Raw genomic sequence first — 13501 nt, forward strand, 5'->3', positions numbered from 1 at the left:
TCTGCCCCAAATAAAAAACCGGTCAACGCAGAACGCGCTGACCGGTTTTTTTATGGCCGCTGCAGCTAGATCAACGCTGCGGCGGCTGACAGGCGGCACCCGTGGTATTGGCCGACGCCGGCGTACCGAACACGGCCTGCGCACCGCAGCGCGAGCCGAACATCTTCGCCTGATCGTGCCCCACGCCAACCACCTCGTGCGACTGGTGATTGATGCGCTTGCGCGGGCCGGCCAGGTGACGCTCATAGCGCCAGTAGTTGCGTGCGCGGTCCAGTCGCGTCGGGCCTTCGGCCTCGGCGCCGCAGGTCTTGTCGAGCACGCGATGGTTCGGGTCGTTGTCGCTCGTGCCCACCAGGTACGTCACGTGACGCTGCGCGTAGCGGCTGAATAGCACCTTGCCGCTCTTGCCGGCGGCGTACGGAACCATGTCGACCATGCCGTACTTGTAGTGATCGTAGTCCGGGCAGGTGTGGGGGCTGTAGCGAGCGAAGCTCTTGCCGTGCGGACGATCCGGCGTGAAGTACAGGTACGACGACGGATTGGCGACGACGTAGTTCAGGTCGATGCCGCGCTTGCGGATGCCTTCGTCCACGTTGTTGAGCACGGCGTAGCGCTGCACGATCTGGCCGCCGCCCGAGTGGCCGGCCACCGTCACGCGCTTGACGTTGGGTGCGCGCGCCGGGTCGGTCACGTAACCGATCAGGTCATCCAGCACCTTGAGCGAGCTCAGCTCGGTGTAGGGCGCATTGGTGGCATTGAAGCCGCCGATCCAGCCATCCACCGACCACACCGGCATACCGTCGAAGCCCTTGCCCGCGTCCGGCTCACCGGGGAAATTCGGGGCGATCAGCAGGATTTCGTCGGCGTTGCGTCCGCTGGCTACAAGCAGATCAGCACCGGCGGCGTAGTAGTCGTTACCGTTGCGCTGCAGACCGTGCTGCACGAGCACGACCTCGCGGATGCCGCTCAGGTCGCCGTCAAGCGGATGGTTGGCGTAGACGGGGAAGTCATAGGCAACGGCATCGCGGCCCAGATGCACGCGCTGCCAGACCGGGCCCTGGGGCTTCTCAGCGACCGGCGCGGCGGCAGTGTCCGTTGTCTGCGGACCGGCGCACGCCGCCAACCCCAGCAAGGCCACCGCGGCCATCCCAAGCGCCAGCCGGCGCCACCCCCTCAAACCATCACGCTTCATATCATCTCCGTCGTGGATGAAAAACGCGCCCACCCGCCCCCGCAGGTGCAGCGCTCCCACAGTCACGATCTGCTGTTGTCTCAGTCGTCGTGATTTGCGGGCAATTCTGGAAACAGGATTTCGGTAAAGCCGAAGCGGGTGAAGTCTTTCACGCGCATGGGATACAGCACGCCGTGAAGGTGGTCGCACTCGTGTTGCACGACACGGGCATGGAAGCCCTCGGCAATGCGGTCGATGGTGTGGCCGTGCTGGTCAAAGCCGGTATAGCGCAAGCGCGTGTAGCGCGGCACCACTCCGCGCAGGCCGGGCACCGAAAGGCAGCCCTCCCAGCCTTCTTCGGTCTCTTCAGTCAGCGGCTCGATGGTCGGGTTGATGAGCACCGTCTTGGGCACCGCTGGTGCGTCCGGATAACGCTCGTTGCGATCGAACCCGAAGATGACGACCTGCAGATCAACACCGATCTGCGGAGCCGCCAGGCCGGCGCCGCGCGCGGCATCCATCGTGTCGAACATGTCTTCGATCAGCGCGGTCAACTCGGGCGTGTTGAAACGCTCGACCCGTTTTGCCACACGCAGCAGGCGGCTGTCGCCCATTTTGAGGATGTTTCGGATCATGCCGAGTCTCCTGCCTATTTCTGGCTATTTTTGCAACAGCGCGAGCATACCCGCTTCGTCCAGAACCTTCACCCCCAGCTCTTCGGCCTTGGCGAGTTTGCTGCCGGCCTCTTCGCCGGCAACCACGTAGTCGGTCTTCTTGGACACCGAGCCTGAAACCTTGGCGCCTGCCGCTTCCAGCATGGCCTTGGCATCGTCGCGCGTCAGGTTGGGCAGCGTGCCGGTCAGCACCACGGTCTTGCCGGCGAGCACACCTTCTTCCGCCGCCTCAGCCGGCATGGCTGCAAGCAGTTCCTCGCGCAACGCGTCCAGTTTTGCCAACTGCGCGCGGTGGTCTGGAACGCCAAGCCATTCGTGCAGTGATACAGATACGTCGGCGGGCAAGCCGGCCACTTGGGCACCATCCACACTCGCTAGTTGTGCGAGCATCGGCACAGCCACGGCCAATTGCTTGGCGCGTGTGGCTGTCAGTTTGGGCACGCCGAGCGTGGCGTACAGTTCGGCCGGCTCCAGCTTTTCGCGCAGCTTGGCATTCGGCGCGTGTTCACCCTGCGGAGCGACGCCGGCATCGAGCAACGCATCCAATGCCTGCTGGTTCTTCGGTTCGGCAAAGAAATCTGCGATGGCTTCTGCCACCGTGCCTCCCACGTCCGGCAATGCCAACAGCAACGGCGCCGGTGCACGCCGAATCATGGCCAGGCTGCCCAGCCAATCGGCGAGCGTCTTGGCAGTCGATTCGCCCACGTGGCGGATGCCCAGCGCGAACAGAAAACGCGCCAGCGGCGGCGTCTTGCTGGCGTGAATGCCGTCGAGCAGGTTTTCCGCCCACTTGGTAGCGATCTTGCCGGCGGCGACGGTTTCAGGCGTCACGCCATCACGCTCGTCGGCGCGGCGCTTCATCTCAAGGAAGTCCTCGAGTTTGAGCTTGTACAGATCGGCAATGCCGTGCACGTAGTCCAGCTCGACCAGGTTGTCGATATAGCGCTCGCCCAGGCCTTCGATGTCCATCATGCGGCGGCCGGCGAAGTGGCGGATCGCCTCCTTGCGCTGCGCGGAGCAGAACAGCCCGCCCGAACAGCGGGCTACCGCTTCGCCCTCTTCGCGCACCACGTGCGAGCCACATACCGGGCACGTCTTCGGCAACAGGTAAGGGCCGTGCTCGGGCACGCGTTCTGCGTTGAAAAGATCGCTACCGGGCTGCTCCACCATCGGGCGCCGCTCAAGCACCACGCTCACCACCTCGGGGATCACGTCGCCAGCGCGGCGCACGATCACGGTGTCGCCCACGCGCACGTCTTTGCGGCGGACTTCGTCTTCGTTGTGGAGCGTCGCATTGGTGACCGTCACGCCACCAACGAACACCGGCACCAGGCGCGCCACCGGCGTAATCGCACCGGTACGCCCCACCTGCACGTCAATCGCCTCAACGGTGGTCAACGCTTCCTGCGCCGGATACTTGTGCGCCACCGCCCAGCGCGGCTCGCGCGTGCGGAAGCCCAGCTCGCGTTGCAGCGCCAGGTCATTGACCTTGTAGACCACGCCGTCGATGTCGAACGGCAGGCTGTCGCGCTTGGCACCAATGGCTGCGTGGAATTCGACCAGACCCGCACCGCCCTGCACCGCTGCGCGCTCCTTGCTAACCGGGAAGCCAAACACTTGCAGCGCGTCGAGCATGCCGGCGTGCGTCTTGGGTTGGCCAGTCCAGCCAACGACTTCGCCCAGGCCATAGGCGAAGAACGACAGTGGGCGCTCGGCGGCCATCTTCGGGTCGAGCTGGCGCACGGCACCGGCCGCGGTGTTGCGCGGGTTAACGAAGGTCTTGTCACCGCGCTCGCGCTGACGGGCGTTGAGTTTTTCGAAATCGTTGCGGCGCATGTAGACCTCGCCGCGCACTTCGAGCACCTCAGGCACGGCGCCATCCACCGCGTGCAGGCTCAGCGGAATCTGGCGGATCGTGCGGATGTTCTGCGTGACGTCTTCGCCCGTTGCGCCATCGCCGCGCGTGGCGGCTTGCACAAGGAAGCCGCGCTCGTAGCGCAGGTTGATCGCCAGGCCATCGAACTTCAGCTCGGCGGCGTATTCGATGGCGGAATCGGAATCGGCTAGGCCCAGCTCGCGACGTACGCTGGCGTCAAAGGCAAGCGCGCCGTTCGCAGTGGTGTCGGTCTCGGTGCGGATCGACAGCATCGGCACCACGTGCTTGACGGGTGCGAACTCCGGCAGGATCGCGCCACCTACCCGCAGCGTGGGCGAGTCAGGCGTCTTGAGTGTGGGATGTTCTGCTTCCAGCGCCTCCAGCTCACGGTACAGCCGATCGTACTCGGCGTCCGGCACGCTGGGCAGGTCGAGCACGTAGTACTCGTGGGCGTAACGGTTCAGCGTGGCGCGCAGCCACGCTGCCCGCGTCTCGGGCCGATCTTGCGATGACGGGCCAGACGCGGGTTCTACAGTCTTGCTCATGGTGATTCCGTCAGTGGCTGAACAGGCGCACCGCAGCACTGGAACCGGCGGGCACGCCACGCGATTCAAGCTTGTCGTACAGCACCCGCAGATGCTTCTGGATGGCAACGAAGGACTGCTCCGTCAGCGGGCGCAGGTTATCGTCCACCACCTGCGCACCCATGCGCTGCGACAGCGTGTAGGCATATTCGCAGACCAGCTTGAACGGCTTGGAAGCCTCTTCGGCCACCGGCACGTCCAGCAACAGCGTGATCTGGCGGCCGGCCTTGACGGTCAGGTCGTCGCGCAGGAAATTGGTGTCGCCAAACTGCAGTGTGAACAGCGCGCGCTGCACGCCGTCGGTACCGGCGTGGTAGCGCGTGAAGCGCGTGCCGTCACGCGAGAGCACGAGGCCGTCCTGCGTGGCCACGGTCTGCACGTAGGCAGCCGACCACGGCGCACCGTCGGAGATCACACTCACGCCGAGCTGCACGTCGCATTCAGCGGCAAACGCATCCAGCTCGCGCGCGTTGGCGATGGTCTCGTTCATGTCCGGCAGCTCGGGCACAGCATCCGCCGCATCCGATAGCGGGTCGATCGCGTTGATGAATTCCGAGAACTCCAGCGCGTTGAGCGGGCCAGTGCGGTTGGCCAGCTGCACGGCCACCTGCAGATCGAGGTAGCGCTGGCCGGCGCGAATGGCTTCCCATGCATTTGCCGCCGGGTTCAGGCCTTCCACGTGGATCTGCTTGGTCCCTGCGCGGCGCAGCTTGGACAGCGTCGGCAGCAGGCGGTCCCCCGACACTTCACGCTCGGGGTGGAGTGAAACGATGCAATCGATCAGCGGATCGATCACGCCGTTTGCAGGCTCCAGCGAGCCGGGTGCAGGCTCGGCAGCCTCTTGCGTTTCATCAGCCTCGGCAGCTTCTAGCGCAACGTCCTCCCCGGTGGGAGTGAGTTCGGCACCAATCACGCCAGCTTCGGTTTCTGCGCTGCCGGTGGACGGCGTATGCGGCTTGGCTTGCGGTGCGAGACCGGGCTCGAGGCGCGGTTCAACGCGACCAATGTCATCACGCTCACCACCCAGCGCCGGTTCGTGGCGCTCTGCCCCTGTCCAGCCCTCGCCGCGTGGCGCCTCATCCGTGGGCGGGTTGTAAGCCTCCGGACGGCGCGCCTTGCGAATCTGCCATTGGTTGTAGACAACGATAACCAGTACGAAAACCAAACCGGCGCCCAGCAGCGCCATGACCAGGTTGTTGTCTTGCATTTACGCGGCCTCCGCCATGGTCAGCGCGGCATCCATATCCACCGCCACGATCCGGGACACGCCTTGTTCCTGCATGGTCACACCGATGAGCTGTTGCGCCATTTCCATCGCAATCTTGTTGTGAGAAATAAAAACGAATTGGGTCTTGTCGGACATGCGCTTGACCATGTTGGCGTAGCGCTCGGTGTTGGCGTCGTCCAGCGGCGCATCCACCTCGTCCAGCAAGCAGAACGGGGCCGGGTTCAACTGGAACATCGCGAACACCAGCGCAATCGCGGTCAGCGCTTTCTCGCCGCCCGACAGCAGGTGAATCGTCGAGTTCTTCTTGCCCGGCGGTTGCGCCATCACCTGCACGCCTGCATCGAGAATCTCTTCGCCGGTCATGATCAACTTGGCCTGACCGCCGCCGAACAGCGTCGGGAACAACTCGCCGAAGTGGTGGTTGACCTGGTCGAACGTGCCTTGCAGCAGCGAGCGTGTTTCCTGGTCGATCTTGTGGATCGCGTCTTCCAGCGTGGTGATGGCGTCGGTCAAATCTGCCGACTGCGCATCGAGGAAGCCCTTGCGCTCGCGCGCCGCCGCCAGTTCGTCCAACGCAGCCATGTTGACCGGGCCCAGCGCGTTGATCGCGTTGTTGATGCGCGTGACTTCACCTTGCAGATACGAAGGCTTGAGGTCACCCGTCAGGCGCTCGGCCAGTGCAACTTCATCCACGTTGGCCGTAGTGAGCTGCTCGGAGAACTGCTCCTGGTTCAGGCGTGCGGCTTGCTCTTTCAGCTGCAGTTCGGTAATGCGATCGCGCAACGGCTGCTGCGCACGTTCGGCCGTCAGACGCTGCTCATCGAAGGTACGCAACTGGGCGGTCAACGCATCCAGTTCGATGCGCGCAACGCCGAGTTTTTCTTCCTTCTCGGCACGGCGCTCCAGCGCATCCTGCAGGCCCGTGTGGGCGGTCTGCTCGTTGATGGTTTCGAGTTCCGCGCGGGCGTTTTCCAGCGTCAACACGATCTGCTGCGCCTGGTCGGTCGCGACCTGGATGTTGCGCTTCAGTTCGGCGATGCGGTTCTGCGTATTGCGCTCGGCAAAGTGCGCTTCCTGCGCACCGCGCTCCAACTCGCGCAGCGCGTTGCGGGCATCGCCCAGGCTCGCTTCGAGTGCTTCGAATGCCTGCTGGCTGTCTTCAAAGCGCGCCTGCATATCGGCGAGTGCCGCGTCGTGCTGCTCGAAGGTGGCTTCAGATTCAGCACGGATGGCGCGTTGCTCTTCGATCTGTGCGCGAATCTCTTCCAGCTCACTGTCGATCTGGCCACTGCGGGCGTTGTAGCGCTCCATCGCCTGCGAGAGCTTGAGCACATCCATCTGCAGCACGTGCACGCGGCGTGTCGCCTGATCAGCGCGGGCGCGCACATGCAGAAGCGCCTGGCTGGCTTGTGTGTAGGCCGCATCCGCACGCACGGCGGCGCCCTTGGCTTCGTCTGACAGCAGCATCTGCGCACGCACCTGCTTGTGCAGGTTTTCAATCTCTTGCGCGCGGGCCAACATGCCGGCCTGTTCGGAATCCGGCGCGTACAGCTGCACCGACGAACGACCGATCAGATGCCCAGCCTTGACGACAAACGTGCCTCCCTCGGGCAGCGTCTGGCGGTGCTCAAGCGCAGCCTGCATGTCGTCGGCGATATAGACGTCGGCCAGCCAATCCTGCAGCACGGCGCGAATGCCCGGCTCCGTCACTTGCAGCAGCGACATCAGCGGGCGCAGCCCTGCCGGCGCTTCTGCCGGAACCGCTGCTGCCGGTGGCGCGTAAAACGCCAGCTTGGCGGGCGGCGCATCAGCGGCAAACGCCTTGATCCAATCGAGGTTGGAGACTTCCAGCGCGCCCAGCTTCTCGCGCAGCACGGATTCCAGCGCAGGCTCCCAGCCCTGTTCGATCTGCAGCTTCTTCCAGAAGCGCGGCAGTTCGCTCAGTTCATGCTTGGCCAGCCACGGCTGGACCTTGCCGTCGGTCTGCACGTTTTCCTGCAGTTGCTTGAGCGCAGCAAGGCGGGCTTCCAGCGTGGCGATGGCGGCAGCTTCGGACTGCACGCGGTCCTGCGCGGCGCGGCGGGCCTCGTCGAGCTGCGGCAATTGCGTCTCTGCGTCTTCCAGCGCGGCTTGCGCTTCGGCCAGGACTTCTTCCTGTTCGGCCAGTTCGGCGCGCAGCGTTTCGAGCTGCACGTCGTCCGGCTTGTCGAGACCGCTGGACTCTTGCGACAGACGTTCGCGGCGCTGGTCAAGCTGCTGCAGCGCCTGGTCGGCGTTGCGCTGGTGCGCGGCTTCGAGCTTGAGCGCCTGTTCCGATTGCAGGATGGCGGCGCGCTGATCATTCAGCGTGGTCTGCGCGTCGCGCCATTGCGTTTCCATGCCCGGCAGCTCGTCGGACTTGCGGGCGACTTCCTCGGCGGCCTGGGCGGCACGCTCCTCGGCCATGGCGAGTTCTTCCTCGGCCGCGGCAAGATCTTCCTGCGCCTGATCGCCCTGCGTGTGCCATTGGTCCTGCTGCGCGGTCAGCGTGGCGATCTGTTGCTGGATGCGGTTACGCGATTCCACCACGTAGCGGATTTCGGCTTCCAGGCGGCTGACCTCGGCGTTGGCCTCGTACAGCGCGCCCTGTGCGGCGTGCATGGCGTCGGATGATGCGTAGTGCGCCACGCGCTGCGTTTCCAGCTCGGCCTCGATGTGGCGCAACTGCGCGGTCTGCGCTTCGAGGTCGATCTGCGCTTGTTCGATGGCACGCTGGTGGCGTTCCTGCTCACCTTGCGCTTCGCGCTTGCGCAGCAGCCACAGCAGGTGCTGTTTCTCTTCGCCGTCGGCCTGCAGGGTCCGGAAGCGCTGCGCCACTTCGGCCTGGCCCTCGAGCTTCTCAAGGTTGGTGCCGAGTTCGCGCAGGATGTCTTCCACGCGCGTGAGGTTTTCGCGCGTGTCGGACAGGCGGTTTTCGGTTTCGCGGCGGCGCTCCTTGTACTTGGACACGCCCGCAGCCTCCTCCAGGAAGATGCGCATGTCATCGGGCTTGGCCTCGATGATGCGCGAGATCATCCCCTGCCCGATGATGGCGTAGGCGCGCGGCCCGAGGCCCGTGCCGAGGAAGATGTCCTGGATGTCGCGGCGGCGCACCGCCTGGTTGTTGATGAAGTACGACGAGGTGCCATCGCGGCTCAGGACGCGCTTGACCGCCACTTCGGCGTACTGGCTCCACTGGCCGGCGGCGCGGCCTTCAGCATTGTCGAACACGAGTTCGACGCTGGCCCGGCCGGCCGGCTTGCGCTGCGTGGAGCCGTTGAAGATGACGTCCTGCATCGATTCGCCGCGGAGTTCCGCAGCGCGTGATTCGCCGAGCACCCAGCGCACGGCGTCGATGATGTTGGATTTACCGCAACCGTTCGGGCCGACGATGCCGACGAGCTGGCCCGGAACATGGAAATTGGTCGGATCGACGAAAGACTTGAAGCCTGCGAGCTTGATCGAGGAGAGGCGCACGTTGAGGTCGTCTCGAAGGGATCAGTAAGAGTGATGAAGCGAGCGCCCGTGGCAGGCACCTTTGCCGTCACATTGGCGTGAAGCGGCAAAGCACCCGGCGGGGCGCGGATGGCGTCATCATACCATTCGCACCCTGGGCCCCCGCCAACCAAATCGCTACAAAAATGGACGAAATTTGCAGCATGGGAAGGCAAATTGCTGCAGATTTGTGAGCAGTTTCACCTTCCAGACAAATCCTGTCAGTCTGGGCGACGTGTGCGCGAGCGCTCCGGGCTCGCCAGCCAGTCCAGCAAGGCCTGGTGCAACGCAGCAGCGTCCTGGATCTGTGGCGCATGGCCCGCATCCGGAAACTCCACCAGCGTCGCGCGCGGGATGGCCTTGGCAGTGGCCCGGCCCAGCTCCGGATAGTTGCCCAGACGCGCACGCACTTCCGGCGGCGCCGTGTCCTTGGCAATGGCAGTGGTGTCCTTCTGGCCGATCAACAGCAGCGTCCAGGGGCGTACTTGACCGAATTCGTACACCACGGGCTGCGTGTAGATCATGTCGTACAGCAGTGCCGAGTTCCAGGCGACCAAGTCCCGCCCCGGGCCACGATACATGCCGGCCAGCATCTGCACCCAGGGTTCGTATTCCGCGCGCCATTGGCCTGCGTAGTACGTGGATTGCTCGTAGGCACGGATACGCTCGGCAGTCGTCTGCTTCTCACGCGCAAACCACTGGTCGACCGTCATGGCCGGCACACCCTTGGCCTTCCAATCTTCCAGGCCGATCGGGTTGATCATCACCAGCCGCGACACCTCGGTCGGATACATCAACGCATAGCGCGTGGCCAGCATGCCGCCGGTCGAATGGCCGATCATGATGGCCTGCTGAATCCCCAGCGACGCCAGCAGAGCATGCGTGTTGCTCGCCAGTTGCTGGAATGAGTACTGGTACGCACTCGGCTTGCTCGACTTGCAGAAGCCGATTTGGTCCGGCGCGATCACACGGTAGCCGGCCATCGTCAACGCCTTGATCGTGCCTTCCCAGGTGGCCGCGCAGAAGTTCTTGCCGTGCATCAGCACAGCGACCTGGCCGTTGGCCCGCTCGGGCTTGACGTCCAGATAGGCCATCTCCAGCGCATTTCCCTGGGATTCGAACTTGAACAGGTGGACTGGCGCCGGGTAGTCGAAACCCTCCAACCGGGGGCCATACGCGGGGCCGCTCTCAGCGGGTGCGGCTTGCGCGGAAACGCTGGCCATCGCCACGGTGGCAGCCAGCACAACGAACATCGAGCGAAGCAACATCAATGCACTCCTTTGGACCCGAGGCGGCTACTTCCGTCGCGAGAGCCCCGACAGCGCGCCAGCCAGGATGATGCAGGCACCGCCCACCATCTCCTGCACCGACAAGCGCTCCGACGTGAGCAGCGCCGACGACACCGCCGCCACCACGATCTCGAACAACATCAACAGCGCAGCACGATTGGCCGGCAACCGCTGCAGACCGCGCTGCACCATCGCATTGCCGCCCACCAGCACGCAGGCCATGCCGAGCAGCAGCATCCACGTGTTGGTTTGCGCGATTGCTGCGGGCACCGCGTGCACACCATCGAACAAAATCGCCGCCAGCAGCCCCACTAGGGCACTGCCCGTGAAAACGACCACGGTGCGCATTTCGGGCCGCATTGTCGGGTGACGCTGCCCAGCCAAGCGCGAGAGTACGTTGTTGCACGCGAAAGCCAATCCGGCAATCAACCCGGCCCATTCCGCAGGGGAACCCGGCCAAGGCGTACCCGCCTGCCCTGACCACAGCATCAGCATGGCGCCTGCCAAGGCCAGTGCGAGCAAAGCGCCGCCGCGCCAGCCCAGACGCTCGTGCAGCCAGAAGCGCGCCAGCAGCGCCGTCCACACCGGCGTCAGATAGAACAGCAGTAGCACACGCATGATCGTGCCGTGCACCGTGCCCCAGACAAAACCGGCGTTGGTAATGCCCGCCGCCAACCCCAGCGCCGGAATCAGCCAGGACCACTGGAAGGTCGGAAAGTGGCGCCGCAGTACCACGGCTGCGAGCACGGCGGCCACCGCGCCCGTGACCGACGAGGCCAGCATGCTGCCCAGCCCCCAGCCGGCCAGCAAGCGGTACGGGTACCAGGAAATCCCCCAGACCGAGGCGCCGACAAGGATGAACAGCGCGGCCGTCCATTGCGGCTCGTAGTGGGTGGCGCTGTCCGCCGGGGTGCCCGATGAAGGCGCCGAAGAAGCAATCGTTGTCATGAATTCAATAAAAAAACGGCGGAAAACCGCCGCTTCCTGCAATGTCCGAGGTGGCTGATCACGCGGCCAACACACGTTGGCCGTATAATTTCGGGCTTCCTGCCAAGCGCCGCGCTTGGCTCACCAACCAAGCCCAGCACCGTGAATCCGCGCCTGTCCGCCCTGCAGCCGTATCCGTTCGAGAAACTGAAAGCGCTCGTCAAGGACGTGACGCCCAGCGCCGCCCATACGCCGATCAGCTTCGGCATCGGCGAGCCCAAGCACCCGACGCCTGCGCTCATCAAGGATGCGCTCGTGGCTGCGCTCGGCGGGCTGGCGAATTATCCCACGACGCTCGGCTCCGATGCACTGCGACAGTGCATCGCCGCGTGGCTGGAACGCCGCTACGGCCTGCCGAAGGTGGATCCCGCCACCGAGGTCATCCCTGTGAATGGCTCGCGTGAGGCGCTGTTCTCGTTCGCCCAGACCGTCATCGACGGCAGCAAGCCCGGCGCACGCGTGCTGTGCCCGAACCCGTTCTATCAGATCTACGAAGGCTCAGCCTTGCTGGCTGGCGCGACGCCGCTGTTCGCGAACAGCGACCCGGCGCGCAATTACGCGCCCGATTTCGACGCCATTACGCCGGAAGAATGGCGCAACGTGCAGCTCGTCTTCGTGTGCAGCCCGGGCAACCCGACCGGCGCCGTGCTCACGCTGGAAGACTGGAAGCAGCTCTTCGCGCTGTCGGACGAATACGGCTTCATCATCGCGTCGGACGAGTGCTATTCCGAGATCTATTTCGACGAGGCCAACCCGCCGCTGGGCGCGCTGCAGGCTGCGCACCAACTGGGCCGCGGCTTTGATCGACTGGTGATGTTCTCCAGCCTGTCCAAGCGCTCCAACGTGCCGGGCATGCGCTCCGGTTTCGTGGCAGGCGACGCCAAGCTGCTCAAGGCCTACTTGCTGTATCGCACGTATCACGGCAGCGCGATGAGCCCGTCGGTGCAATCCGCTAGCATCGCTGCGTGGAACGACGAGACCCATGTGCGCGACAACCGCGCGCAATACGTCAAGAAGTTCCAGCAAGTCACGCCGATGCTGGCTGAAGTGCTGGACGTGGCCCTGCCCGACGCGGCCTTCTACCTGTGGGCCAACGTCAAACGCACCGGTCTGTCGGACACCGAATTCGCACGCCAGTTGCTGGCCGCCAAGAACGTCGCCGTGCTGCCTGGAAGCTACCTCGCACGCGAAGCACATGGCACGAACCCAGGCCAGGACTACGTGCGCATCGCCCTGGTGGCCGGTGTGGACGAATGCCTGGAAGGCGCGCGCCGCATTGTTGATTTCTGCCAGCAACGCTAATCCCTTTTCTGTTCCCTCTTCGAGAGCTAACACAGCCATGACGCAACAACTGCAATCCCTGATCGATCAAGCGTGGGAAGACCGCGCCAACCTGTCGCCTAAGGCCGCTCCGGCCGATGTCCGCGAAGCCGTCGCCAACGTGATCGGCCAGCTCGACAAGGGCGCGCTGCGCGTGGCCGAGAAGAAGGACGGCGAGTGGATCGTCAACCAGTGGGTCAAGAAGGCCGTGCTGCTGTCGTTCCGCCTGGAAGACAACGCGCCGATGGCTGCTGGCGGTTTCACGCAGTTCTACGACAAGGTGCCGAGCAAGTTCGCCAACTACACGGCCGAAGACTTCGCCAATGGCGGCTTCCGTGTGGTGCCGCCGGCCGTGGCGCGCCGTGGCTCGTTCATCGCCAAGAACGCCGTGCTGATGCCGTCGTACGTGAACATCGGCGCCTATGTGGATGAAGGCACGATGGTCGACACGTGGGCCACCGTCGGTTCGTGCGCACAGATCGGCAAGAACGTTCACCTGTCGGGCGGTGTGGGCATCGGCGGCGTGCTGGAGCCGCTGCAGGCCAACCCGGTCATCATTGAAGACAACTGCTTCATCGGCGCGCGTTCGGAAGTGGTGGAAGGCGTGATCGTTGAAGAAAACTCGGTGATCTCGATGGGTGTGTACCTGGGCCAGAGCACCAAGATTTACGACCGCGAAACCGGTGAAGTCAGCTACGGCCGCATCCCGGCAGGCTCGGTGGTGGTGGCGGGCAACCTGCCGTCGAAGGATGGCACGCACAGCCTGTACTGCGCTGTGATCGTCAAAAAGGTGGACGCCAAGACGCGCGCCAAGGTTGGTCTGAACGAACTGCTCCGTGGTGACTAAGGGCGACTAAGC

At 64.4% G+C, this 13501-nt stretch carries 9 protein-coding genes; 2 read left to right on the plus strand and 7 right to left on the minus strand.

All coding sequences use genetic code 11. The features are described from left to right. Window positions 1-70: 70 nt before the first annotated feature. The 7 genes from PI87_RS01275 to PI87_RS01305 all read right to left on the minus strand — a co-directional run bounded on the left by PI87_RS01275 (window position 71) and on the right by PI87_RS01305 (window position 11283). The gene (locus tag PI87_RS01275; protein WP_039595874.1) at window positions 71-1192 is read right to left on the minus strand and encodes a hypothetical protein; all 1122 of its coding nucleotides are present in this window, start codon (window positions 1190-1192) and stop codon (window positions 71-73) included. An 80-nt stretch (window positions 1193-1272) separates the two neighbouring features. Next, on the minus strand, window positions 1273-1806 hold the full coding sequence (def, locus tag PI87_RS01280) for a peptide deformylase (protein WP_039595875.1): 534 nt from the start codon (window positions 1804-1806) through the stop codon (window positions 1273-1275). A 24-nt stretch (window positions 1807-1830) separates the two neighbouring features. Further along, complete coding sequence (gene ligA / locus PI87_RS01285) at window positions 1831-4266, minus strand: NAD-dependent DNA ligase LigA (RefSeq protein ID WP_039595876.1); 2436 nt, start codon at window positions 4264-4266, stop codon at window positions 1831-1833. 10 nt (window positions 4267-4276) lie between these two features. Continuing rightward, window positions 4277-5512 carry a cell division protein ZipA C-terminal FtsZ-binding domain-containing protein gene (locus PI87_RS01290; RefSeq protein ID WP_039595877.1) on the minus strand — a complete coding sequence of 412 codons (1236 nt, stop codon included), beginning with the start codon at window positions 5510-5512 and terminating at the stop codon, window positions 4277-4279. Further along, window positions 5513-9028: a chromosome segregation protein SMC gene (smc, locus tag PI87_RS01295; RefSeq protein ID WP_039595878.1), complete on the minus strand. Its 3516-nt coding sequence runs from the start codon at window positions 9026-9028 to the stop codon at window positions 5513-5515. A 239-nt stretch (window positions 9029-9267) separates the two neighbouring features. Beyond that, window positions 9268-10314: an alpha/beta fold hydrolase gene (locus tag PI87_RS01300; protein ID WP_039595879.1), complete on the minus strand. Its 1047-nt coding sequence runs from the start codon at window positions 10312-10314 to the stop codon at window positions 9268-9270. A 27-nt stretch (window positions 10315-10341) separates the two neighbouring features. Continuing rightward, window positions 10342-11283 (minus strand): DMT family transporter, encoded by a 942-nt coding sequence (locus tag PI87_RS01305; RefSeq protein WP_039595880.1) that lies wholly within the window; start codon window positions 11281-11283, stop codon window positions 10342-10344. Between the two features lie 141 nt (window positions 11284-11424). Between PI87_RS01305 and dapC the strand changes: the two genes are divergently transcribed. After that, the gene (dapC, locus tag PI87_RS01310; RefSeq protein WP_039595881.1) at window positions 11425-12624 is read left to right on the plus strand and encodes a succinyldiaminopimelate transaminase; all 1200 of its coding nucleotides are present in this window, start codon (window positions 11425-11427) and stop codon (window positions 12622-12624) included. 37 nt (window positions 12625-12661) lie between these two features. After that, window positions 12662-13489, plus strand: a complete 828-nt coding sequence (dapD, locus tag PI87_RS01315) for a 2,3,4,5-tetrahydropyridine-2,6-dicarboxylate N-succinyltransferase (protein ID WP_039595882.1) — start codon at window positions 12662-12664, stop codon at window positions 13487-13489. Window positions 13490-13501 lie beyond the last annotated feature (12 nt).

Origin of the sequence: Ralstonia sp. A12 (genome assembly GCF_000801955.1) — a bacterium.
GTDB lineage: Bacteria > Pseudomonadota > Gammaproteobacteria > Burkholderiales > Burkholderiaceae > Ralstonia.